The sequence below is a fragment of the Ectobacillus funiculus genome (genome assembly GCF_004138295.1).
Taxonomy (GTDB): Bacteria; Bacillota; Bacilli; order Bacillales; family Bacillaceae_G; genus Ectobacillus; species Ectobacillus funiculus.
Window position 1 is genome coordinate 119,914 of sequence record NZ_SCFM01000002.1, and the last position, 25,386, is coordinate 145,299.

General features: G+C 38.7%; 19 protein-coding genes. 15 read left to right on the top strand and 4 right to left on the bottom strand.

The annotated features are described in order from the left end of the window. Positions 1 to 174: 174 nt before the first annotated feature. Positions 175 to 2,928 (bottom strand): bifunctional YncE family protein/alkaline phosphatase family protein, encoded by a 2,754-nt coding sequence (locus EP737_RS00790; RefSeq protein ID WP_129726026.1) that lies wholly within the window; start codon positions 2,926 to 2,928, stop codon positions 175 to 177. A gap of 158 nt (positions 2,929 to 3,086) precedes the next feature. Here EP737_RS00790 and EP737_RS25905 point away from each other — a divergent pair, with 158 nt between their 5' ends. Together EP737_RS25905 and EP737_RS00795 are read left to right on the top strand one after the other, a co-directional pair. After that, the gene (locus EP737_RS25905; protein ID WP_205650844.1) at positions 3,087 to 3,254 is read left to right on the top strand and encodes a hypothetical protein; all 168 of its coding nucleotides are present in this window, start codon (positions 3,087 to 3,089) and stop codon (positions 3,252 to 3,254) included. Between the two features lie 87 nt (positions 3,255 to 3,341). Then, the gene (locus tag EP737_RS00795) at positions 3,342 to 5,159 is read left to right on the top strand and encodes an alkaline phosphatase family protein (protein ID WP_129726027.1); all 1,818 of its coding nucleotides are present in this window, start codon (positions 3,342 to 3,344) and stop codon (positions 5,157 to 5,159) included. Between the two features lie 489 nt (positions 5,160 to 5,648). Here the strand turns inward: EP737_RS00795 and EP737_RS00800 are convergent, their stop codons facing one another. Together EP737_RS00800 and EP737_RS00805 are read right to left on the bottom strand one after the other, a co-directional pair. Further along, positions 5,649 to 5,906: a hypothetical protein gene (locus EP737_RS00800; RefSeq protein ID WP_129726028.1), complete on the bottom strand. Its 258-nt coding sequence runs from the start codon at positions 5,904 to 5,906 to the stop codon at positions 5,649 to 5,651. 440 nt (positions 5,907 to 6,346) lie between these two features. Next, on the bottom strand, positions 6,347 to 6,508 hold the full coding sequence (locus EP737_RS00805) for a DUF3934 family protein (RefSeq protein WP_129726029.1): 162 nt from the start codon (positions 6,506 to 6,508) through the stop codon (positions 6,347 to 6,349). Positions 6,509 to 6,711: 203 nt separating this feature from the next. On the opposite strand from EP737_RS00805, the gene EP737_RS00810 reads away from it, so the two are divergent. Next, positions 6,712 to 9,933, top strand: a complete 3,222-nt coding sequence (locus EP737_RS00810; protein WP_129726030.1) for a DEAD/DEAH box helicase — start codon at positions 6,712 to 6,714, stop codon at positions 9,931 to 9,933. Positions 9,934 to 10,155: 222 nt separating this feature from the next. Further along, positions 10,156 to 11,601 carry a DEAD/DEAH box helicase gene (locus tag EP737_RS00815; RefSeq protein WP_129726031.1) on the top strand — a complete coding sequence of 482 codons (1,446 nt, stop codon included), beginning with the start codon at positions 10,156 to 10,158 and terminating at the stop codon, positions 11,599 to 11,601. Between the two features lie 563 nt (positions 11,602 to 12,164). On the opposite strand, the gene EP737_RS00820 is transcribed toward EP737_RS00815, so the two are convergent. Next, on the bottom strand, positions 12,165 to 12,848 hold the full coding sequence (locus EP737_RS00820; RefSeq protein ID WP_165350637.1) for a helix-turn-helix transcriptional regulator: 684 nt from the start codon (positions 12,846 to 12,848) through the stop codon (positions 12,165 to 12,167). A 214-nt stretch (positions 12,849 to 13,062) separates the two neighbouring features. Between EP737_RS00820 and EP737_RS00825 the strand changes: the two genes are divergently transcribed. The 11 genes from EP737_RS00825 (at position 13,063) to EP737_RS00870 (ending at position 25,370) form a co-directional block, all read left to right on the top strand. After that, positions 13,063 to 13,401: a hypothetical protein gene (locus EP737_RS00825; RefSeq protein ID WP_129726033.1), complete on the top strand. Its 339-nt coding sequence runs from the start codon at positions 13,063 to 13,065 to the stop codon at positions 13,399 to 13,401. 32 nt (positions 13,402 to 13,433) lie between these two features. Then, a complete protein-coding gene (locus EP737_RS00830) occupies positions 13,434 to 13,895 on the top strand; it encodes a DUF2231 domain-containing protein (protein ID WP_165350638.1) in 462 nt (153 codons plus the stop codon). Between the two features lie 562 nt (positions 13,896 to 14,457). Further along, on the top strand, positions 14,458 to 15,240 hold the full coding sequence (locus EP737_RS00835; RefSeq protein ID WP_129726035.1) for an NUDIX hydrolase: 783 nt from the start codon (positions 14,458 to 14,460) through the stop codon (positions 15,238 to 15,240). 118 nt (positions 15,241 to 15,358) lie between these two features. Continuing rightward, a complete protein-coding gene (locus EP737_RS00840; RefSeq protein ID WP_129726036.1) occupies positions 15,359 to 16,267 on the top strand; it encodes a cysteine hydrolase family protein in 909 nt (302 codons plus the stop codon). Between the two features lie 116 nt (positions 16,268 to 16,383). Beyond that, positions 16,384 to 17,850: a nicotinate phosphoribosyltransferase gene (locus tag EP737_RS00845; protein ID WP_129726037.1), complete on the top strand. Its 1,467-nt coding sequence runs from the start codon at positions 16,384 to 16,386 to the stop codon at positions 17,848 to 17,850. 51 nt (positions 17,851 to 17,901) lie between these two features. Beyond that, complete coding sequence (nadD, locus tag EP737_RS00850) at positions 17,902 to 18,609, top strand: nicotinate (nicotinamide) nucleotide adenylyltransferase (RefSeq protein WP_129726038.1); 708 nt, start codon at positions 17,902 to 17,904, stop codon at positions 18,607 to 18,609. Between the two features lie 78 nt (positions 18,610 to 18,687). Next, a complete protein-coding gene (gene nadE, locus EP737_RS00855; protein ID WP_129726039.1) occupies positions 18,688 to 19,515 on the top strand; it encodes an ammonia-dependent NAD(+) synthetase in 828 nt (275 codons plus the stop codon). Between the two features lie 358 nt (positions 19,516 to 19,873). Further along, entirely contained in the window at positions 19,874 to 21,460 is a 1,587-nt protein-coding gene (locus EP737_RS00860) for a bifunctional metallophosphatase/5'-nucleotidase (RefSeq protein WP_129726040.1), read from the top strand. A 378-nt stretch (positions 21,461 to 21,838) separates the two neighbouring features. Continuing rightward, positions 21,839 to 23,566 carry a DNA-binding protein gene (locus EP737_RS25910; RefSeq protein WP_425455824.1) on the top strand — a complete coding sequence of 576 codons (1,728 nt, stop codon included), beginning with the start codon at positions 21,839 to 21,841 and terminating at the stop codon, positions 23,564 to 23,566. 56 nt (positions 23,567 to 23,622) lie between these two features. Continuing rightward, the gene (locus EP737_RS25285) at positions 23,623 to 23,772 is read left to right on the top strand and encodes a hypothetical protein (RefSeq protein ID WP_165350639.1); all 150 of its coding nucleotides are present in this window, start codon (positions 23,623 to 23,625) and stop codon (positions 23,770 to 23,772) included. Between the two features lie 686 nt (positions 23,773 to 24,458). After that, positions 24,459 to 25,370, top strand: a complete 912-nt coding sequence (locus tag EP737_RS00870; RefSeq protein ID WP_246040133.1) for a ubiquinol oxidase subunit II — start codon at positions 24,459 to 24,461, stop codon at positions 25,368 to 25,370. Positions 25,371 to 25,386: the final 16 nt, after the last annotated feature.

The window sequence follows — 25,386 nt, forward strand, 5'->3', positions numbered from 1 at the left end:
TGGATACAATCTAAACTACTCCTAAAAGTATTCAGAATCCCTAAAAGATCCCAATTGTGCACAGCGCTGATACCCGGCTTAGATAGTATCTTCCATAACAAAAGCTACCCCTTATGGGTAGCTACTTGTTACGTTACCGACTGTCATTTTGCAGCAGGGCATTAGAAAGAGCTATTAGTTATTGTCAGCAGGAGATGGTGCACTGCTTTCAGGTTGCTTCTCCACTTCATCTGGTGTAAGCACCTTCTTTTCACCTGGATACGGTTTGTCAAACCCTTTTGTAGCATACCATACTGAGTGATTTAGCATATTTGCGTTGATTTCATCTGGTGATGCGTGTTTACCAGTTAATTTATCTTTATTCTTGTTGGACCATTCTGTCCACTGTTTCGAAAGTTCCTTTGCTTCTGGTGTTACCTGAGCTGTGTTGGCAAGAGCTGCGGTATTTGCATCCGGTTGTCCGTTTAATGTGTCAAGCGGGATTTGGTTTGGTTCAAATGTATATGGTGTAAGGTCTGGATGATCCGTAAAGAGCTCACTCATAGGTTCTGCCGCTGCATCGTTTTGGTTCATGGCTGGAAGACCGAGAATCTGCTCAATACTGCGAACCATGTTGATAACAGTCCAATAGTGGCTGTTAGTACTTCCTTTTTTCACCCAAGGACTAATCACATAAGCTGGCTCGCGATGACCGTCAACGTGATCTAATCCATTTTGCGCATCATCTTCAGTTACAAAAATGACAGAGTCTTTCCAGTAGGGGCTGTGGGAGATTAAGTCAACAATTTTACCAACTGCCAAGTCATTGTCCGCTACCATAGCCTGTGGTGTTGGGGAGCCTGTAGCACTTCCGGCAGTATGGTCATCCATTACCCACATTGTGGTTAGTGCTGGCAGGTCATTATTTTTTACGTGTTGTTCAAATTGCTGCTTAAAAATTTCATATCGATATTGGTCAGGGATATTCGTATCAAACGTCGGGAATGTTTTATGTGTAATTGGTCCAAGGGATGGAATATCATATGTTGCTGAATAGTTGCCAATTGGAACATGAAGATCCCCTTGCTTTTGTCCAGACAGGATTAAGTAATCATTGTACCAATCTGTCCAAGTGCCAAATGGTGCTGAACCGGTAAAACCAGTCGTGTCTTCCCCAAAGTTTTCTACAGATACGCCATGTTTAATGGCTTGATCCCATAAATGGCCGGTAGGTGCATAGGCCATTGGGTCCCCAGCGCCGCCCGGATAGCTGCGGACATTAGCTGAATCTGTTTCTTTATCCTCGTAATCTGTATTCGTTCCTTGCATAACCCATTGGTGTCCACTTGCTGACTGAATACCTGAAACATAGAAATTATCCAATAACGGGTACGTTTCGGCTAGTTTATGGAAGTTCGGGGTCACAGCTCTAGGGAACTGCGTTAAGGCTGGTTCTCCATTCCCTTTTCCTAAGTCGCCAAGCACTTGGTCATACGTGCGGTTTTCTTTAATAATATAGAATACGTGTTTAATAGTAGATGGCTCACCAACTCGCTCTGGCATAGCAACAGGTTGTTTATTGTTACGCGGCGCCGCGTTGAGATTCTTTAAGCCAAACCAGTTATTGTCGGCATAAACCTGTTTTGTTCCCTTAACAAGATCTTCAGCCGTAGGGAATGGAATCAATGAAAGAGATCCTATTTGTGCATATGAAGAATGGCCACTTACCGTAATTCCTTGAATTGTTAGATTACGCGCTGGTCCACGGGAACCAATTCCATCCGCATTAGCCACTATGAGATTTTTATTTGCAGAATCCACCGCTATATCGACTGGAAACCAAGCAGTCGGTAAGAGACCTTGCAATTCAGGCGTTTTTTCAGGACCTTGCCAATCATATACAGCAATTGCATTATCGCGGCCAAGGCTTACCATGAGCTTATTATCTACGACCTTTACAGCGTTTGGTGCAGATCCCTTTGGTGCATCAGGATATGGTTTAATATCAATCGTTTGAACTACTGTGTTTGTCTTCGTGTCAATAACTGAAACAGTATCACTGTTTGTATTGGTTACGAATATGTACTGACCTGACTGTGTCATACGTTCAGGCTGCATACCCACATCAATGGTTTTTGTAACAGTGTTGGTTGTTAGGTCAACAATAGAAACAGTTCCTGTTGAAGTTGCCCCTGTTTTAGGATCTACTACAACTTGAGTCCCGGAAGAGTCAACAGTCGTGTCTCCAGCTTTAGCTACTCGGCCGCCTTGGTTTGTAACATATGCTGTATTTCCATCAACTAACACACCTGTTGGGGCATTTTCTACTGCAATTTTGGCAGTGAGTGTACCCGTCTGTGGATCCATAACTCCAAGACTGTTGTCACGGTTAAGGGCTACTAATAGCTGGCCTTGTGGTCCCACTGCTAGGTCAAGCGGGTTGATATTTCCGCCAACAGCTGCATTTGGAAGAGTATAAGTCTTTTGGATAGCTGGTTTTCCGTCCGCATCAATTGACATTACGACAACCTTACCTTTACCGCCCTTAGAGCCAGTTGCATAAAGTTGATTTCCGTCCTTAGAATAAGCCAATCCCCACATTGTAGTAAGGCCTAAATCGAAATCATTGAGCATTAATTTTCCTGTCGCAAGATCAACGACATTGATACCTTTACCGCCGTAATTATTACGACCAACCATGGTTACAGCTGTTTTTCCGTTTGGATGAACAGCAACAGAAATGGGGTTACCGCCAAATTCAATTTGCTTTCCAGCCGGTGTGATTAATTGGTTAACAGGTGTTTGAACTGAACCATCTGCTTGTTCACCAACTAAATTGCTTCCAAAACCACTTTCTTGTGCAGCGTAGACACCAGCGGAACCTATCAGTACAGTACTCAAGGCAATTCCACTAAGCAGTCTTTTCTTGTTTCTGACTTTCTTTTTCAAAATTTTCCCCCCTATTTGTTGGATATGATAGTAGGTTAGTCTCGATTTATTAACCTAGTATTATGTTAATGTAAATTATATTTTATTTGATTAAATTTACGTATATAGATTCAGTGTTTTGATTTTACTGGTTGGTAGAATAAAAGAATAAGAGACCAGTGGCATTATTAGCTTATATAGCCTTACCCATTCTAGCTTGTGTGCAAAAAACAAAAACATCATGTATGGGGATTACATCTGTTTATTTGGCTATGGAGGGAAAAACTCAAAAGGAAGCAGAAGGGGTTTGCGATTTTCATCGTCAAATAGGATTTACAAATAAATGACAAAATCATCAAGGAAACTTTACATATTGTTGATATCTTTGATTTGTTAATCTAATTAAAAGTAAATCACGTTATGGAGGAGTCAAGGTGAGAAGAGGATTTCGTAATTTTACATTATCTTTGGGGGCATTATCGATTATAGCAACACCTTTGTTTGGTACGTTACCCGTACATGCAGCAGAAGCGAAGGCATCTTCTGCAGAAACAAAAATGTCTTCTGTAGAAGCAAAGACAGCTTCACCAATCAAACATACCATAGTAATTTTTCAGGAGAATCGTACGTTTGATAACTACTTCGGTACCTATCCTTATGCACCCGGATTCAAGCCGCTTAATGGGACGCCTCAGGATGTTAGAAACTTTAAGTATGTCACAGGGAATGTGACTAGAGATGCTAATGGGGCTGTTTACAATCCTGATGTAAATGGAAATCCGATTTACCCTTGGCATGATGCGGGGAAAGCTGATATTCAAGAAACAGATGTAAATCACGGCTATAGTGCGATGATATCCATGGTGGATGGCGGAAAAATGGACAAGTTCTATCAGGTCAATCATGATAGCGGCAAAACAACCGATACGAATGACAAAGGCTTATTATCTATGTCATATTTTGATTACAACGATATTCCGGCCTATTGGCAATACGCTCAACATTATGCTTTAGCGGATAACTATTTCCAACCTGTCTATGGCCCTTCAACACCAGGTGCACTCTATTTAGTAGCGGCACAGTCGGGAAATGGCAGTGAACCGGCGAGCAACACAAACCCTAACTCTCAAATAACTGGTGATCCATCCCCTAAAAATGGTCCATTTGGAGGGGACAGCACGAACGGGCTTACATATAATCTCACCTATCCAAACATTGGGGATGAGTTGAGTGCTACGAACCAATCTTGGGCTTGGTATGCTGGAGGATGGGATGCAGCAAAGGCAGATCCTACTTCGGATGAAGCGAAGAAATATTCACCGCACCACAACCCATTCCAATACTTCCAAAACTATGAGGATGGGAAGTATAGTAACAACCTAAAGGACTACAACAAATTCGCACAGGACATTGCAAGCGGAAATCTTCCTGCCGTTAGCTTTATAAAGGCTGGATATGGGGACGATGAGCATCCTGGTACAGGAAATCAAAGCACACCGTCTGCTGAAGAATTTACAGTAGATACAATTAATGAAATCATGAATAGCCCGTACTGGAAAGATACAGCAATTATTGTCACATATGATGAAGGCGGCGGCTTCTATGACCATGTAGCTCCCAATTCTATTGCTCCGAATAAAGACGGGCTTCTAGGAAATGGACCGCGTATCCCTGCATTAGTGATATCTCCTTATGCTAAGGAGAATTATGTGAGTCACGTTCAATATGATCATTCATCTATTTTAAAGTTCTTAGAGTGGAACTATAAGTTGCCAGCGTTGAACAGTAAGGACGCTACTGCCAATAACATGTTGGACATGTTTGATTTTGATCACCCGAACTTCTTGCCTTACATGTATAACGACGGTGATTTGACTAACCAGTCTGCTAATGGAACTGCTGTAAAAGTGCGGCTAAACAATGCTCTACTAGGAGTGAGTCACGTTGGCGAAGCTCCGTTTGTTGACAGTAAGGGTAACGTTATGGTTCCGTTAGACGATTTTGCCCGTAGCGTGAATGGCTCTGTCACACAAATAAAGGAAAATCGCCTGCTCCTTCAAACAACAGAGAAACAAATTGAATGGAAAGTACAAGGAAATACGGCGTTTGTGGACGGAAAGCCAATTCATTTAGAAACAAATACTTGGAAGAGTCCGACAGGAATTACCTACATTCCTCTTCAGTCTGCAGTCGATATCCTTGGTTGGTCGATGGATACTCAAGGAGATACAGTAACGGTTACAAGCAAATAAAAAATATGCATGATTGAAAAGAGAGTGAACAACAAGACTAAAGAATCCTCATTGTGGGATTGTTGATAAATACCTATTCAAAACAAAAAGAATACAATGAATTGAACCCCAATTGTTAGGCAAAAAATCTAACTATTGGGGTGTTTTTTTTTATGTCAAAACATACTTGGATAGGCTTATATATGATTTTGCTGAAGTATGTTTTCAATCATCTCTGCGATCGTCTTATTTGTCGGAACCGTTAAGTAGGGATTTTGACATAATTTCTGAAATCTGGCAGAGCTCTAATGGGTCTACCATGTAGTCACGACTAATGTGAATATTTCGTCGGGCAATCTTTTCAGTGAGTATAGAGCGGGGCAAAATCATTGCTGAGATTCCAGCACTGATTGCGCAAGTAATCAAAGTTGGAAGCAACATGGCAAGTAAGCTGCTATTACTATGAATGTTATACGTTTATTTTCCTTTTATGAAACTTATAATATTATCTTAAATCTCTATTATATTATTCCCCTCTAGAGCACTTGATAGTTGTTGCAAATTAGCAAACGGACTGCTAGATACAACTCGACTCAAACTTTGTAACCCTGAACTAATTAACTCACGATCATTTGTTTCTAAGCCACGATCAATCACTTCAAATGATTTGTTTATAGCAATTTTTCGTTCGTCAAAGATACGCTCAAACACTTTTTCGTATAAATCATATTTCCTCTGAATCTCCGTTAATAAAACCTCTCTTTGCATCTGTATCCTTGCTAGCTCACGTTCAGTAATTTTATGCTCACGATATGCTTCACCTAAAACATTTACAAATTTACCATAGGATTTCTGTTTATGATTTATATGTAGATTTTCTATTAGTGAGAAACTAGTCCTATAACTTTCCTATAGAATAACAATAGTTAGTTTTTAGAAATGCGGAAATGTTTGCGATACATGGGGTGTACGAAGTGTCCTTTTAGCAGATTCTAGGTTAGTTTTTACCTATTAACCAAACAGGTGTTGACATGTTGAATGGGCAACATTGAGGTTAGATATGACTATCAAGTGGAAGTGGGTTCTTACATTGAATTGGGAAGGCGTTTCTTTTGGACTATTGTGATAGAGAAGAAAAGGAGCGAGTTGTAATGTGAAAGCTCCTTGTCCTGATTTAGACGAACTTACGGAAATTTATCATCACGAATTTATTGTGATGTGCCGCCTTTATTATTGCTAGTAGTCTTTTTGACACCTTTACTCACATAAGGTTTGGCACTCTTAGCCTTATTAGTTTTGGCCTGCCAGCGATTCCAACCCTTCTTGCCTGTTCCGCTTCCCGTTCCGCTTTTACCTTTTTCCTTAGTCATATAATCACTCCATTATAACTGTATATCTAAGTTTCTCTTGTTCATTAGTCTTTCCTATTGTATGTTACCATAAAACAATTGCAGTAACCTACACTAGATTATAATTATGTGTGAAGATTTGTCACCATGTATTTAAAATACCAATTTCATCTAAATAAGCCTTGCTAACAGAAGCGAAATATCCTCAGAAAGGAACGGGTTGCTTGAAGATAAAATTAAACCAAAAAATCATTAAAGAAATGTGCGGTACAGTCTCCTTCAAAAGGGGAGACGCTTTTTATTGCGCTAATAAAGTAACATTTGAAAATTACAGTCCTGATAATTGTGAAGCAACGGTTACAGGAACGGAAGATTTCCATGTAACCATTGAAAAGAATGAGAGCGATGGCTTTCGCACGAAATGCAGCTGCCCTGCGCTAGCTTCCTTTCAAAGAGATTGTCAGCACATTGCGGCCGTGTTACTGTCGATTTATGAGCATCAGCGTCAAGGAACAATCCCTATTGGTCCAAGCGAACGTCAGTCTGGCTCTTCAACAAATCAGGCGCTTACAGAAGATTTGCTGACTCTTTTCAATGATCAGCCTATACGATCAAGCGGCCATCAGCTTCACTTTGAAAACAGACAAGTACTTGATGCAGAGTTTACGTGTAAACCCGTCACGATGGGCAAGGGACGAAATATGTTCGGAATAGAAGTTAAGATTGGTCCGGCCAATGTGCAAAATATCCGAGATTTTCTGGAGCAAGTGAAAGAAGGTAATCCCAGCTTGCTTTCTATTTCATTCACATACGACCCAAGCCTTCATTGCTTTCAAAAAGAAACGGATGCTATTATTCAGCAGCTTATCCAAGTGGTCCATGATGAAAAAGTGTATGTTGACGCACTACCGGACAATTCCAACTATACCATCAGCAATCACATGTTATTTATTCCACCATCTTCTTGGGAACGGCTTATACCTTTACTTATAAGAGCACCGTTAGTGAAGCTAGAGTACGACGGAAATACGTTTGACAGTCTGTACTTATCGGACGAACTGCTTCCTTTACAGTTTGACTTTGCAGAAACTGAGGGTAAAGGCTATCAACTGAAGATCAAAGGGTTAAATCATCTGATTGTGCTCGATTCGTATAGGTCTGTTCTATCTGGAGGAAAATTAGTAAAGCTGAGAAGTGAGGACTGCCAACGTCTTTCAGATCTAAAACAGATGCTAGATGCGTCAGAAACGAATCAAATTCCCATTCCTCAGGAGCAAATAGATTTTTTCCTGGAAAAAGTGGTTCCAGGTTTGAAAAAACTAGGAGATGTTCAAATATCTGGAGCTATTCCTAAGAATTTGGTGAAGACACCGTTAATTGCCAAGCTATACTTGGATCGTGTGAAAGATCGTCTGCTTGCCGGACTGGAGTTTCACTATGAAAATATGGTGATTAATCCATTGGACAGCAGGGAACTCCGGGCAGTCCCCAGGCTTATAAGGGATGTGGAGAAGGAGGCTGCAATCCTTCGGCTGATGGAGGATAGCTTGTTTGCCAAGACAGATGGCGGATATTTTTTGCATAATGAAGAGTTGGAGTATGAGTTTTTGTACCATGTCGTTCCGAAGCTTCAAAAGCTTGTACAAATATATGCAACTACAGCAGTGAGAAACCGGATTGCCAAGGGGAATGCCCGTCCGCAAGTTAGGGTGAAGGTCAAAAAAGAACGGACTAATTGGCTGGAATTCAAATTTGAAATGGATGGCATTCCTGAAAAACATATACGCGAGGTTCTATTGGCTTTAGAGGAGAAACGAAAGTATTATCGTTTGCCAAACGGATCGCTACTCTCGTTGGAAACATGGGAATTTGCAGAAATTAATCGTTTTCTGAATGAAATTCCGGACCAGAATGAGGATCTGGAAAGTGGCTTGAACTTACCAATCGTCCGGGGGCTTCAGCTTCTTGATTCTGTTGATGATAGTAATACATTTAAGTTAGAGGAATCGTTTCGTCAGTTATTAGAAAACATCCGTAATCCGGGCAGTTTGGAGTTCGAAGTGCCGAAGAGTTTAGAAGTGCTATTGCGTGACTATCAAAAGCACGGCTACAAGTGGATGAAAGCACTTGCTAACTATGGCTTCGGAGGGATTCTCGCAGATGACATGGGATTGGGTAAAACGCTGCAAAGCATTACGTTTATTCTATCGGAGCTTCCTGACATCCGCAAAAAGAAGCTCCCGGTCCTTATTGTGTGCCCATCATCTTTGACGCATAACTGGCTTAGTGAAATTACGAAATTCGCTTCGGATGTACGAGCTGTTGTCATTGAAGGCAATAAAACAGGGCGGAACAAGATACAAAAGGATGTAGCGGATATGGATGTTGTCATTACCTCCTATCCATTGTTACTTAGAGACATAAAGTGGTTTGAGAAACAAGACTTTCACACGGTGTTTTTTGATGAGGCGCAGGCATTTAAAAATCCTATGACACAAACAGCACGAGCAGTGAAGAGGATAATGGCAGGTAATCGCTTCGCCCTTACTGGTACGCCAGTGGAGAATTCACTAGAGGAGCTGTGGTCAATTTTTCACGTTGTCTTTCCTGAACTATTCCTAGGGTTAAAGGAATACAGTAATCTCCCAAGGGAAACGATTGCTCGGAGGATCCGTCCATTTTTGCTTCGCAGGTTGAAAGAGGATGTACTTTTAGAGCTTCCTGATAAAATCGAGTCGATGGAATCGGTGGAGTTGCTTCCTGATCAGAAGAAGCTGTACGCTGCCTATTTAGCGAAGCTGCGAGAGGATACGTTGAAGCATCTAGACAAGGATACACTCCGAAAAAATCGTATCAAAATCTTGGCTGGTTTGACTCGGTTACGACAGGTCTGTTGTCACCCAGCCTTGTTTGTGGACGGCTATAAAGGAGGCTCCGCGAAATTCGAACAACTGATGCAGATTGTAGAGGAATCAAAGCTTTCTGGAAGAAGGGTGTTGATTTTCTCACAGTTTACGAAAATGCTTGAGCTCATAGGTAGAGAATTAGCAATTCAAGGGCTGCCTTTTTTCTACCTTGATGGACACACTCCATCAGAGGAACGCGTGGAAATCTGCAATCGATTTAATGCAGGAGAACGTGATTTATTCCTCATTTCCTTGAAAGCAGGCGGTACAGGCCTTAATCTGACGGGTGCCGATACCGTTATCCTATATGACATGTGGTGGAATCCTGCAGTCGAGGAGCAAGCAGCTGACCGTGCCCATCGCATTGGTCAGACAAATGTTGTACAGGTCATCAAGCTTGTTGCCCGTGGTACAATTGAAGAAAAAATGAATGAACTGCAAGAAAAAAAGAGGTATCTGATTAAAGAAATTATTGATTCTGAGGAGAAAGCGTCGTCTACTCTTACAGAAGAGGACATTCGGGAAATATTAATGATATGAATACTCCCGCTACTTAACACCCTTGGGGATTGTTTCGTTTCCCTAGGTGAACGGTTTGCTTCCATTCTTGGTTCAATCCAGTATGTTATTTTTAATAACTAAAAATAAAAGCCAATTTGTCCGGCATTTTAAGTATAATGAACCATAGTCAGATTTTGCATATGATATTTCTTTGTGAGAATCCTATATAAGTCGGATAATACAAAAAAGCGAGGTTAATACATGAGTGAAAGAAGTTTTGAGGATTTTAATTTAAGCGATGAAATAAGAAAAGCACTTGCTGTGTTAAAATACGAAACTCCCACAGAAGTTCAGCGTGAAGTAATACCAGTAGCAATGGAAAATCAAGATCTTGTAGTAAAATCTCAAACAGGCAGTGGTAAGACTGCATCCTTTGGTATACCTATTTGCGAAATGATTGAATGGGAGGAGAAAAAGCCACAGGCATTGATTCTTACACCAACTCGGGAGCTTGCTGCTCAAGTTCGAGAAGATATAACGAATCTTGGAAGGTTTAAACGGATTAAGGCTATGGCCGTTTATGGAAAAGAACCTTTTTCAAAACAAAAAGAAGAATTGAAACAAAGAACTCATGTAGTCGTCGGTACACCTGGACGTATGATGGACCATATCGAGAGAGGAACCCTCATTTTAGACCAAATAAAGTATCTTATTATAGATGAAGCTGATGAAATGCTTAATATGGGTTTTATCGAAGAGGTAGAAGAGATTATAAAAGAACTTCCTTCAAATAGAGTCACGATGGTATTTTCTGCTACTTTGCCTAAAGATGTTGAAAATCTCTGTCATAAATATATGAAAAATCCTATTAATATCGAGATTGCTGCTACCGGGATAACGACGGATACAATTGAACATATTTTAATCGAAGTGAAAGAAGAAGAAAAGATTTCACTGCTTAAAGACGTTACGATCGTTGAAAACCCAGAGAGCTGTATCATTTTTTGCAGAACCAAAGAACACGTCGATACAGTGTTTAGCGAATTGGAAGAATCCAATTATTCTTGTGAAAGACTCCATGGAGGATTAGAACAAGAAGAACGGTTTGCAGTTATGGATGGTTTCAAAATGGGAAATTTCCGGTATCTTGTGGCCACCGATGTAGCTGCGAGAGGAATTGATATTGATAATGTGACACTTGTCATCAACTATGATGTTCCAATGGAAAAAGAGGGCTATGTCCACCGAACAGGAAGAACCGGGCGTGCCGGCAATAAAGGAAAAGCAATTACGTTTGCGACACGTTATGAAGAAAAATTTCTTAAAGCCATTGAAAAATACATTGGCTTTGAGATACCTACTATAGAAGCTCCTAGTCATCAGGAAGTTGCTAGAGGAACAGCTGCTTTTGAAGAGAAAATCAGTGGCCGCCGAGTCGTGAAAAATAATAAAACTGCCCGAATAAACAAAGATATCATGAAACTCCATTTCAGCGGCGGAAAAAAGAAGAAGATTCGAGCTGTAGATTTTGTTGGAACTATTACAAAAATTCCCGGAGTAACAGCAGATGATATTGGAATTATAACTATCCAGGATCATTTGTCTTATGTTGATATTCTTAATGGAAAAGGATCGCTAGTCTTACAAGCCATGGAGAAAACAACAATCAAAGGAAAGAAGCTGAAAGTTAGTAAGGCGATTAAGTAATTAAATCCTCAACCAATAAGAAAATCAATAGTCTCAAAGTGTTAGTGATTTTTTTATTGGTTGAATTTTAGGATGGGGGACCTGGGGAATTCTTGAGAGACATACCATTAGGACCTGATGTCATTGGGATTCGAGCGGGGATAGGGAAAAATAGACAGTTTCAACAACAAAATTTCTATACATTTTGGATGTATGGGTTCTGTATTGATTTGGTATGTGTGCAAAAAGCTTCTCGTTATTTTGTATTGAATAACTATAGAAACCAGGTGGTCCATGTGGCAAGTGCTTACGCTGCATGGGCTTTTTCGATGGGAAAAACTTAGATTTTTAGGTTGCTTTTTACCTATTACCCGAACGGATGTTGTCATGTACAGTGGCTAATTGAAGAAACAAAAAAGCAAGGTATAGATGTTAGTCAAGTGTGGAGCCTTGAAGGTAAACGTATAGGTACGTATACAGCCTTATTAGATTATGATGGAAAAATGGTTATCTCTTTTGCAAACATGGAAATTTAAGAGGATATTACCCCAGGCATGATCGAGAAAAAATGGCAGCATATTGCATTACTTTTCTAATAAAAAGGAATATGACTCGGTGTCAATCGGTTGATTGGAAAGAATGCTGAAAACGCATCGGCCGTCACCGTTCTGAAAGGTTTCTTTCCGGACTACGCGGAGTCCGAGCAACCTTGTGAGCACGTTAACCGTTACACTGCAAAGGGCCGGTCGCTTCATTGCAACGTTTGCAAACGGACAATTCCGTTCAATCAGTAAAATTTCTTCCCCATTCTGTTCGACTTCAATAAATGAATCGTTTTCCATATAAATATCCTTTAAAGCAGCTACACGTTCATTAAGACATAATTCTCGCAGCCGAAATTCCCATTGTTGTACCCGACTTTCCGTCATGCTAGAAAGGACCTGCTTTAAAGAATCCTCTCCTAGTTGCGCTATTATTGTGTCAATCAGTTCTACAGTTAGTCTGTCGTAGCTTTTAGGAAACAGCTGCTCTCCTTCCACAGTAAGACTGTAGTTTAAAGAGGGCCGTCCGACACCGGCAGCAGGGGTTCTTTCAGGTTGCCGCTGAATATATTTATCCTGTGTAAGCTGGAGGAGGTGCTGACGAACAGCTTCTCCAGTCATCTGCAAATGTGAGGAGAGGTCCGCAACGGTTGCCGGGCCATGCTGCTTCAGATAATACAAAATATCACGTCGTGGGCCTGGGAACTGATTTGAGTTAATACTCACACCGATTACCTCCGTAAATATTGATTTTTCCAAAAATACCCTTTGTAACTACTATGCCAAAAAAAAACTAATTAAACAAGTAATTATTTGATAATTCAGAAATATAATGTATAAACCAAATTAACCAATTATAATCTTGATTAATTAAAGTTATTGTTGTATTCATTTTGAGTGAAGTGATTCCTTAAATTTGTAAATGGAGGGGATTGTAAAGATGCTGTTCTTATCTGTTATTCTGTTTGCAGTTGCTGCCCTAGGTGGTCTAGTGCTGGGGATTTTAGGGTTTCGTCAGAGGGATTTGCCTATGTGGCTATCACTTATACATGGTGTCGTTGCGGCTGGCGGTCTTATTACTTTAATTCTTGGGGTCGTTCAGGGAAATGCAGGATTACTTCCGATCCTCTCCTTGATTCTATTCCTTATTGCCGCGCTTGGCGGATTCGTACTGTTTTCTTACCATTTACGCCAGAAACCTCATCCTAAAGGTCTAATTGTAATTCATGCTTTAGCTGCAGTTATTGCATTTATCCTTTTACTTATTGGAATCTTGTAAGGGGTGGTTGTTAAATGAAACAGCGTGGAAGGTTGAGGTTTTTTGGACATCCGGTACACCCTGTCGTTACGCATTTTCCAATGGCCCTATTGCCAGTGTCGTTACTTGGTGATCTGCTTGGGGTCTGGACAGATGCTTCGTTCTGGTGGAGTTTTTCGTTTTATAATCTTGCAATAGGTCTTGTTATGTCCATACCTGCGCTAATTACTGGCATGATTGACTTTCTGGCCATTCCTCAAGAGGGGACTGCCGACCGAGTCGCAATGCGCCATATGACCGTTATTATTACTGCAATAACAATGTTTATGGGGAGCTTTTTTATCCGATTTGGTGTTGAAATTCTATCTGGTTGGCGGTTAATAAGTTCCGTTTCCCTCTCATTGTTAGGGCTTATTTTTCTTCTAATCGGAGGGTGGTTTGGCGGACAACTCGTTTACCGACACGCTATCGGCAGTGAGTCAATATTTGATAAGTCAGAATCGGAGAAATTCTAATGTGAACTGGTTTTATTAAGAAAACGAGGGGTATTCAATGGAAAATCCCTCCCTTTCAATTACTTTTTTGGATCTCCGCCATTCAAACAGAATACAAGTAAGAAAGAAGCAGCTCAAGGCTGCTTCTTTCTTATTGTAATGGCTTCGTAAAAGAATATGGGTGATTTTATTCTTGAACGGGGCAGGCTAGTACATATTTTTATTACGAATTTTAATGTGATTTTGGTTACTTGTACCTTTAAACGGAACCCGTTATGTTAAATGCATCAATCTTTTATTAATGAATTTATATTTTTTTCACAAAAAACTTGATTATTTAAAAATAATCCGTTATATTAATTGTAAATAGTACAATTAATAATTTAAAAAAGAATTTTTTAAAAAAGCAAGAATATTATGTTATAGAAAAAGAGAAGAAACGATTGTGTTCCCTTAAATTTTTAGTTATGATAACTGTAAAAGGTACAATTAACAATTAACAAGAGGGATAAAGCAAAAGTTTTGAAAATATTTATTACAGACATAATAATGACAATATTAGATATAGAAGGGAATGTAGTAAATGGGAAAGTATCAAACAGAAGAAGAAGTATTAAAAAATTACGATTCAGATTCAAGAAAGTATGTAACTCCAAAAGGGTATACAGCTGATATAGCGGTTTTTACCATTGTTCCAGATGAGGACCATGATGAAAAAGTTCTTAAAATTATGCTAATTCAACGTGCATTATTAGATGCAGAAGGTGAACCTAACATTGAGGCAGGAAAATGGGCTCTGCCTGGGGGATTCGTTCAACCAAATGAATCAGCTTTTATGACTGCCAAAAGAGAATTGGAAGAAGAGACAGGCGTAAACGGTATTCATTTACAGCAATTTGGAACTTATGATGAACCAGGAAGGGATAAAAGAGGTTGGATCATTTCTAATGCTCATTACGCTATTGTTCCTGAATTTCATTTGGAGAATCGAAAAGCAGCTGATGATGCAGCAGAAGTAGAGTTGTTTACCATGGAAGAGGCTTTTGCCTTAGAACTAGCATTTGACCACCGAAAGATTATTCAGGATGCTTTAGCTGTTATAAAACGAGATATGATGCAAACGAATGTGGCAAAGGAATTTTTACCGGAAGAATTTTCGGTGTCAGAACTACAAAAGGTCTTGTTAGCCGTTTATTATCATAAAAGCATTGCTTCGGAAAACTTCTTTAAAAAGATAAAGAATCTTCCGTTCATTAAAAAAGTAGAGAATAAAGATAAGAAAACACAAAGAAATTCTAAAAGACCGGCTAATCTGTACCGATTCGTAGATGATGAAGAGTCAGAACTAGCTTCATTATACTTTTAAACGTTTTAAATAAAATGTAAAGGTATCTAGGGATAAAAGATACCTCAACTTTTTAAAATAAATAAATGTAAAAAGTACAATTAACAATTAAACTTTATATAATAGGAGAGTGTTGAAGATGAAAACAAAGTTTGAAGAAATTGTTGATTTGCATGCAATCGGTGGTGTTAATACGAGAAAACTGAATGATTTATTAATTCTTGCTCATTCAGAGAATTTGATTCCTTCTATTGAAGATGTCGAAAAAGTGATGTTCATTGGTATCGACTTTCAAAATGATTTTATGGAACAAGGAGAATTAGCTGTTCCTAATTCCCATAAAGACATCAAGAACGTAGCAAAGTTCATTCACAACAACTTAGAGAAAATTACCACCATAGTTGTTTCTTTAGATACTCATCAACTACAGCAAATCTTTCATCCAAGTTGGTGGATTGATAAAAACGGAGAGCATCCAAAACCGTTCACCATCATAACAAAAGAAGATGTTGAGTCAGGAAAGTGGGTAGCAGTAGATAAACAAGAAGAAAGTTTACATTATATTCGTAATTTGGAGAAGTTAGGTAAAAAGCAATTATGTATTTGGACCTATCATTGTATTGAGGGTACAGATGGAGCGGCTTTGGAAGGGCAATTTTCAAATATCATTCATTTCCATTCTATCGCTCGAAAGTCTGCTATTAAAAAGATGGTAAAGGGTCAAGATCCATTAAGTGAAATGTATGGGATTATTAAGCCGGAATATTCTCAACATGAATACTGCAACGATGAATTTTTAGAATCATTAAAGTTGTACGACAAAATTATTGTTGCAGGAGAGGCTAAGTCCCACTGCGTATTAGAATCTGTTAGACAGATAGTAGAATATTACGCAAATAATCGAGATATACTGGCAAGAATTTATCTATTAGATGATTGTATGAGCCCAATACCTGGTTATGAAGAAATGACAGAAAAAGCATTCAAAGAATTAAAAGATATATACGGTGTAAATATAGTAAATTCTACGGATTTATCTTTGATTTGATTAGATAAAAGTCATTAAAACTAACATTCTATACCGGCCATGATGTTTACAGTATTAGGTTTGCATGAACACCAACTGGTATTGATATTGTATTTTAAACATTGGAGGAAATGAAAATGAATCAAAAATATATGGATGATAGCTTTGCACTACACACGGATTTATATCAAATTAACATGGCTGAAACATATTGGGAAGATAACATGCACAATAGACGTGCAGTGTTTGAATTATACTTCCGCAAACTTCCGTTTGGGAATGGGTTCGCGGTTTTTGCAGGATTAGAAAAAATTATTGAGTTTATTAAGGGGTATAGATTTACAGAAAGTGATATCGAATATTTGAGAAATGAATTAGGATACTCTGATGACTTTTTAGAGTATCTGAAAACAATACGCTTCACTGGGAAAATCAGAGCAATGAAAGAAGGAGAATTAGTTTTTGGAAATGAAGCAATCCTTCAAGTAGATGCGCCTTTGGCAGAAGGACAATTGGTAGAAACGGCGTTTCTTAATATTGTCAATTATCAAACATTAATTGCAACAAAAGCCGCGAGAATTAAGAGGGCAGCAGGAGAGCAAACCGTTATGGAATTCGGAACAAGACGTGCGCACGAGTTTGATGCAGCAATGTGGGGTACAAGAGCTGCATATATTGCAGGCTTTGATGCTACAAGTAATGTTAGGGCGGGTAAAAATTTCGGTATTCCGGTTGCTGGAACACATGCCCATTCACTGGTTCAAGCATATAGAGATGAGTACAAAGCATTTCACAAATATGCTCGTAGACATAAAGATTGCACGTTTCTAGTAGATACCTATGATACATTAAAATCTGGTGTTCCAACAGCAATTAAAGTGGCGAAAGAATTAGGAAAGGATATCAATTTTAAAGGAATTCGATTAGATAGCGGAGACTTAGCTTATTTATCTAAAGAAGCACGAAAAATGCTAGATAAAGCAGGATTTAAAGAAACGAAGATTGTGGCTTCTAATGATTTGGATGAATACACAATTAGTCATTTGAAAGCGCAAGGAGCAAAAATTGATGTGTGGGGCGTAGGAACAAAGGTAATCACGGCATTTGACCAACCTGCTCTTGGCGCTGTGTTTAAGCTTGTAAAAATTGAAGATGATAGTGGAGAGCTTATCGACACTGTGAAGATTTCTGCAAACCCCGAAAAAGTGTCTACTCCAGGTTTAAAGAAAATTTATCGCATTATCAATCTTACAAATCAACGTTCTGAAGGGGATTATATCACATTAGAGGATGAAAACCCTCAAGAAGAAGAAAAGCTGAAAATGTTTCATCCCGTTCATACGTTTATTTCAAAGTTTGTTACTAACTTCGAGGCAAGAGAGTTGCACCACGATATTTTTGTGGACGGTGAACTTGTGTATGAGTTACCGACAATTCAGGAAATGCAACAATACGTAAAAGATAATTTAAAACTTTTGTGGGATGAATATAAGCGTGATATGAATCCGGAAGAATATCCGGTTGATTTAAGCCAAAAATGCTGGGATAACAAAATGAAGCAACTCCAGGAAGTTAAAGAAAAGTTGGCAGCAAAGTTAGGTTGATAAAAATACAGAAAAGATATGGTTAATTTTATAGAAATGAGGTGCATTTTGATGACAATTTCTCAAGAAAAAATGGTGGATTATTATCGTTCATTAAATCCAAATAAGAATATTGAAGATTTGTTTAAGGAGGATGTGAGAATTGGGTTCTATGGTTCTTCCTTTGACCCAATTACTCATGCTCATCTGTGGGTGGCTGCTACGGTAGCACATCGAAAGAAGTTAGATTTTGTTATCTTACTGCCTTCAATTGGAGAGGCTCGGAGAGATAAAGTTCTTCAAACGCAAGATAAGCATCGAGAAGAAATGGTTAAATTAGCGATTGTTAATAAGAAGAAACTAATTTTAGATACCTATGAAATGAATGTCCGTCCTGAAAGACAATATACCTACTACACAATGGAACATTTTAAAAAGGTGTTTCCTAAAGCTGAGTTGTTTTTTATTATGGGTGCAGACCTTTTAGTAGACATTAAAGATGGAAAATGGACGATGGATGAAGAATTGATAAAACATAATCAATTCATCGTAATGGGAAGAAAAGGTATTAACATGACGGAAACAATAGCAGAGTCTCCTCTGCTAAGGAACTATGATGATGGTCGATTTCATTTAATGGATAAAGGGATAGTCATGGAAATAAGCTCTACTTACATTCGCGAGGAGATTGCTTCTGGAGGAGAAGCTGATTCTTTGTTACCAGATGCTTGTTATGAATACATCAAAGAACATGGATTATATAAAGAAATAAAACGTTAGGGGTTATTTGAAAGCAACTACGTAAGCAAATGAATTAAACTATAAACTATTTTAATTACAATATGGAGGTAATTTATTATGAAAACATTACAACAGCAAATTATTGAGGAACTAAAAGTACAACCGGTTATTGATGTGAAAAAAGAAATTCATAGAAGTGTGGAGGCTTTAAAAAATTATTTAAGAAAGCATCCGGCTATTAAGGTTCTTGTGTTAGGGATTTCTGGTGGACAGGATTCTACTTTAACAGCTAAAATTGCTCAGATGGCTGTAAATGAGCTTAACGAGGAGCTAGGCGAAAAGGTATATTCTTTTATCGCTGTACGACTTCCTTATGGAGTTCAGAAGGATGAAAGTGACTGCCAAGATGCAATTCAGTTTATTCAGCCTGACGAAGTAATTACTGTGAATATCAAACCCGCTGTGGATGCTAGTGTAAATTCTTTAAAAGAAGCTGGTATTGAGTTAACGAATTTCTTAAAAGGAAATGAGAAAGCAAGGGAACGAATGAAGGTGCAGTACAGCATTGCAGGTGCAAAAAACGGATTAGTATTAGGAACGGACCATTCTGCGGAAGCTTTAGTGGGATTCTTTACGAAGCACGGTGATGGAGCAGCGGACGTAGTTCCAATCTTCAGACTCAATAAGAGACAAGGAAAAATGCTGCTAAAGGAGTTGGGTTGCCCAGAACATTTATACTTGAAAACTCCAACAGCGGATTTAGAAGATGATAAGCCGCAATTACCGGACGAAGTAGCATTACAAGTCACATATGACGAAATTGATGATTACTTGGAGGGAAAAGAAGTAAAGGAGAAAAGTAAGCAGAGAATCGAAAAATTATTCTTAAATACGGAACATAAGAGAAAAGGACCAGTTACTGTTTTTGATGTACTGGGAGAATAAACTTGACAGAGGGAGATATAGTCTTCCTCTGTCTTCTTTCTACAATAAAAATAGCACACGTTTTTTCACAAATGAAAAAACGTGTGCTATGCGCTTAAATTTATTTTTTAGCACTTTGATTACCTTTGGTATTAATGAGTGTTAAATAATTCTCTTTCTTAAGTAACCGGAGATAAGGTCGATCAAGGTAACCCCCGTAAAAATAATAGTTTGGTTGTGCAAGAGAAAGTATAACAAAAAATAGTCACCTTTTTGTGAAGGTATTGTAAATGTTTTTCTAAATTTGTAATTTATTGTTATTTTTCAGGCGTAAAAGATATAATAAACACTGATCCTTAGAGGAAAAGGTGGTTGAAAAATGAACAAGCTAACTGACCAGTGTGAATTGGTCATTCTAGAAACTAGTGATATTCATGGGAATGTTTACCCAATCAATTATGGGACTAGTAAGGAAATGAACTTGGGTATAGCAAAAATTGCAACCCTCATAGACCACGAGAAAAATAATGCCGATTATACACTGCTTATCGATAATGGGGACGTGATGCAAGGGACTCCATTAACTTATCATTTTGCAAAATTGCTTCCTAAGAAAAAAAATCCAATGATCAGTATTTTAAATCTCTTACAATATGATGCGGCGGTCATTGGAAACCATGAATTTAATTATGGAATGAGTTTGCTAAGAAAATCGATAAACGAATCTAGTTTCCCATGGCTTTCTGCAAATATTATCGAAGAGGAAAAACATCAGCCTGCTTTCGGTCACATATATTTCATAAAGGAATTTTCCAATGGGCTTCGAATTGCTGTATTGGGTGTAACGACACACTACATCCTAAACTGGGAGAATCCAAGTCATATCAAAGGATTAAAGTTTGAGGATGCTTTCGAAACTACGAAAAAATGGATTAAGTACATCCAAGAAAATGAAAACTTTGATTTATTAGTGGTTTCCTATCATGGGGGTTTTGAAAGAGATCTTTCTTCAGGGGAGCCTACAGAATCATTAACTGGGGAAAATCAAGGCTATCGAATCTGTCATGAAATTGAAGGGATTGATGTATTGTTAACCGGGCATCAGCACCGGGAGATTTCTTCCAGCCTGAATGGAGTCACAGTCATTCAGCCTAGTTTTAATGGCCATGCTTTGGGAAAAGTTAAAGTTCAATTTGAACATCAAAATGGAAAGTGGCAAGTGGTAAGTAAAACGCCTGAGTTATTGAAAGTAGAAAATAAAACAACAGCCAAAAGAGAAGTCCTCCAATTAGCTGAAGAGTTTGAGAAACTAACGCAGGAATGGCTAGATCAGCCAATCGGTGAAATTACGGGAGATATGTCAATTGCAAATGTCTTTAGTGTTAGACTCGCTGACCATCCGCTAATTGAATTCATCAATAAAGTTCAAATGGATGCAACTGGAGTGGACATATCAAACACCGCTCTATTTCACAATGAATCTCCAGGTTTTGCTAAACACATAACGATGCGAGATATTGTGTCAAATTATATTTATCCTAATACATTGAAAGTCATCCGAATTTCTGGTCAGGATATCAAAGATGCATTGGAAAAATGTGCTACCTATTTTATTTTAGATGAAAATAAACAAATTAAGGTAAATCCTACATTTGTTGAGCCGAAACCTCAACATTATAACTATGACATGTGGGAAGGAATTGAATACGAATTAAACATTTCGAAACCGGTTGGGTCCCGAGTGGAAAAACTGACTCGCAATGGCAAGCCGCTCAGTCTTCTTGAACAGTATGATGTGGTGATGAATAATTACAGGGCCGGTGGTGGAGGAGACTTTGAAATGTTCAAAGACAAACCGGTCATAACAGAAATTCAGACAGATATGACAGAGCTTCTAGCTAATTATTTTATAAAAAGAAAAACTGTGGAGGCAAGCTGTAATCATAATTGGAAAGTTATCTGGTAAATCATAAGTGAGGGAAACGATGTAAAACGTTTCCCTCACTTTTTTATATATTTTTAATAAATTTGTGTAAAAATTTGTAAAAATATATAAAATACCTATGGGAGGATTGTTGTTTATTGGTACCTTAAAAAAGCAGGGCTTACCAAGATTAAAAATAAGGAGGAACAGGATTTGAAATCTAGTGAATTACCATTTTAAAAAAAGTATTAGGAGGTTCTTCAATTGAAGAAAAGGAATCAGAGAAGAGCTTTAGGTATTATTCTAGCATTTATTGTCGTAATTTCTAATTTTATGAGTTTCATTCCCAATGCTGCATCAGCGGCAAATGCTGATGGATCCCTGACTCGTCCAGTTGGAAACTCTGATACAAAGAAATATGTGGACAAAGAAGAGTGGGCATCTGTCCCAGTTGAAAAGCGTATTTTCTTCAACACGGAAGCAGACGCTATTGCAAATGGTTATACAAAGGAAGGTCAAACGCAGACTCCAAGCACAGATCTTCCAGATGGTACAGGCAAAAAAGTCTTATTCGACAACACCCATGGTCAAACAGCGGGAGCTGCTGACTGGGTAATCGATGGCGGATTCTCAGATTTTGCCGGCGCTTTAAGAGCAGATCATTTCACTGTCGACCAATTAGAAAGAACGATTCCCTTCACTTACGGTGAGCAAGCGGTAACCTTTGATAAGTTAAAGGATTATGATGTGTTCATTATTGGAGAGGCCAATATTCCATATAAAAAATCAGAACAAGAAGCAATGCTTCAATATGTACAAAATGGTGGAAGTATTTTCTTCATTGCAGATCACTATAATGCGGACCGTAACAAAAACCGTTGGGATGCGTCAGAGGTTATGAATGGTTACCGACGTGGTGCTTGGGACAACCCTGCAAAAGGAATGACAGCTGAAGAAGCAGCTTCACCTGCCATGCAAGGTGTACAAAGTTCCAACTGGTTAGCTGACAACTTTGGGATTCGTTTCCGTTACAATGCTCTTGGAGATGTGGACAATTTAACAGATGTTGTCACTTCTGACCAATCATTTGGTATTACAAAGGATGTGGCATCTGTTGCCATGCATGCCGGTTCAACACTAGCCATTGTAGATCCAACGAAAGCAAAGGGACTTGTGTACGTTCCAACAAATGTAGAGGGTTGGGGCTTCGCTGTTGACCAAGCCGTTTATAACGGGGGTGGCCGTGCAGAAGGACCATTTGCAGCGATTTCCAAAGTAGGAGCAGGAAAAGCTGCGTTTATCGGTGACTCCTCACCTGTCGAGGATTCAACACCTAAATATTTACGTGAAGAAAATGGTTCGAAGAAAACAACCTATGATGGATTTAAAGGTGAAGCAAACGATGCAACCTTCTTAGTTCAAACAGTAGAATGGTTAGCTAACCATGAAACATATACAAGTTTTAGTCAAGTTCAGGGATTACAGTTAGATCAGCCAACACAAACTCTAGCTATGGAAAACCCGGAAACTTCAACAGAACCACAAACTGAACCATGGGCGGCTCCAGCAGCTGGCTACAAATGGTATGACCCTACAACTTATGCAGCAGGTTCTTATGGTTCATCCAAAGAAGCTCCAAAACAAATTGAATACAAGCTTGTACATCAATCAACATTGCCAAACCAATCTGAATTTAAGATTCGTGTAGAGCTAAACAACCTAGATCCGAATGCTACCGTTTCCGGTTTGAAAATTGGAATGTATGTTAGTGGTGGTCAGCAAGTAGCAATGTTCCAAAATGAAGACGGTACATGGCCATCAAGCTACAACTATAGTCAACAATTTTCAGTGACAGCCGATATTTTTGGACATGCATCAAAGGAATTGACAGTAAAAATTAATCCAACGATTTCAGGCGATGCAAGTCTTCGATTAAAATTAGGTTCTGATAATGCTATAACGGAATCTGTAAAAATTGGTGCCGTTCCAGTTGAAATTTATGATGATACAGCACCAACAACAACTGTCGTAGTAGATGGTGTTTCTGGAGAAAATCACTATAACCAAAAAGATGTAAACCTTTCCTTCCAAGCAACAGACAACCCATTTGGAGTAGGGGTAGACCGAACAGAATACCGTATCCAATAGGTGAAACGAATGATTGGTTTGCGAATCACGGAATAGCTCAAAGTCTGCAGTCTAAGGTGGAAAACGCTCTAAAGGCAAAAGATAAGGACCAACAGCAGAAGCTTGAAAAAATTATACAGGAAGTAAACAAACAAAAAGGCAAGCAAATCGATGGAGATTTTGCTGAGCTATTACTTGATGATCTAGAGTATATCCAACTAAATTAAGTTTAGAGAAAATGATGAAACCCTCGGGTTTCATCATGCAGCAACTATACAAATGGAGCAGTCTATGTGGCAAGTGCTTGAGCCATATAGGCTTTTTATATGGAAGAAAGTTGGATTTTCTAGGTTGTGTTTTACTTATTACCCAAACAGGTGTTGACATGTTGACCGAGCAACATCGGAGTAAAAAGATGGCTAAGCAGAGGATTAGTAAAGGTGCCTGATGCTTAGCTTTTTCAATTGTGGGAGATTAGCATTAAGCAGCAACAAAGGTTAGTTTTCAGGCACGTTGCAGTCCTTAGTAACAGTAAGATAAGGGAGCAGGAAGTTTTGGTAAAATAAGGTTGTTGGTCATTATTAAAAAAGAGATTAAGGGTTCGGCTTGGTTTTTTATGTTTGTATTATCAGGAACAAATCCAGATTTCCCCATGAATGTTTCTTCTATCTGTCCCAAAATTTTTTAAAAATCTTAATCAACACATTCCCCCTCCTCAAAAAACGTACTCTATCTATGCTAATTCCAAGGTTATGTAAGGCCCACATAAAAAACCCCTCTGGAGTATTTACATAAATTTTGTTAGTACTCCATGTTTTGGAATTATACCAAAGAAGTTGGATACTATATTAACTGGTAATCAAAAAGGTTTATATTCAAGAACTCCATAAATAAAACGAAGGGGAATTTTGAAGTGAGAAAATGGATTCGGTATAGTAAAACTTCTATTTTGGGTTTATTGGGTGTGATGCTTTTATCTAGTTGTGACCGTAGTAAGTATATTGTACTTGATCCAAAAGGACCGGTCGCTCATGAAGAGATGCGTTTAATTATTATTTCTACCATCTTATGTGCAGTTGTTATTATTCCTGTTTTGGCAATATCTGTTTATATCGTAGTTCGTTATCGCAATAGGCCTGGAAACAATGCACCTTATGAGCCTGAATGGGATGATAGCAAAGTGCTCGAGGTGATTTGGTGGGGAATTCCTATTGTTATTGTAGCGATTCTAGGGTTTTACACAGCAAGAACAGCGATTGATGTATCAAAGCCTCCTGTAAAGGATGTTACACCTGTTGTTGTTCAAGTGACTTCATTGGATTGGAAATGGCTGTTTACGTATCCCGGCCAAAAGGTCGCCACTGTCAACTATGCGGAAATTCCCGCTGGGGTTCCCATTCAATTTGTCTTAACCGCTGATGCGCCCATGAATTCATTCTGGGTACCGCAGTTAGCAGGTCAGGAATACACCATGCCTGGCATGGCGATGGGGATGTGGCTTCAGGCCAATAAAACAGGAAATTATTATGGTTCCGGTGCTAACTTTACCGGAACAGGATTTGCACATATGAAATTTAGAGTAAGAGCGGTAAGTCAAGCTGATTTCAATAAATGGGTCGCTCGTCTCAGGAAAAACTCACCTGCTCTGACAAGGGACGGATATGAGGATTTGGTTAGACCAAATACTGTTAAAGAATTAAGCTTTTCTTCCTATCCTGAGCATTTATTTGAAGACATCGTAAATAAAAATGGTGGAACCTATTTCCATCATCAACACCATATGGGTGAGGATGTGCCAATGCAAAAAACTCATACTCATCCTTAAACAGGAGGAAACTATT

Coding starts and splice junctions, on each gene's coding strand:
- EP737_RS00800 (WP_129726028.1), bottom strand. CDS start 5,906: ATGCAAAGAGAGGTTTTATTAACGGAGATTCAGAGGAAATATGATTTA.
- EP737_RS00805 (WP_129726029.1), bottom strand. CDS start 6,508: ATGACTAAGGAAAAAGGTAAAAGCGGAACGGGAAGCGGAACAGGCAAG.
- EP737_RS00815 (WP_129726031.1), top strand. CDS start 10,156: ATGAGTGAAAGAAGTTTTGAGGATTTTAATTTAAGCGATGAAATAAGA.
- EP737_RS00825 (WP_129726033.1), top strand. CDS start 13,063: ATGCTGTTCTTATCTGTTATTCTGTTTGCAGTTGCTGCCCTAGGTGGT.
- EP737_RS00835 (WP_129726035.1), top strand. CDS start 14,458: ATGGGAAAGTATCAAACAGAAGAAGAAGTATTAAAAAATTACGATTCA.
- EP737_RS00840 (WP_129726036.1), top strand. CDS start 15,359: ATGAAAACAAAGTTTGAAGAAATTGTTGATTTGCATGCAATCGGTGGT.
- EP737_RS00845 (WP_129726037.1), top strand. CDS start 16,384: ATGAATCAAAAATATATGGATGATAGCTTTGCACTACACACGGATTTA.
- nadD (WP_129726038.1), top strand. CDS start 17,902: ATGACAATTTCTCAAGAAAAAATGGTGGATTATTATCGTTCATTAAAT.
- nadE (WP_129726039.1), top strand. CDS start 18,688: ATGAAAACATTACAACAGCAAATTATTGAGGAACTAAAAGTACAACCG.
- EP737_RS00860 (WP_129726040.1), top strand. CDS start 19,874: ATGAACAAGCTAACTGACCAGTGTGAATTGGTCATTCTAGAAACTAGT.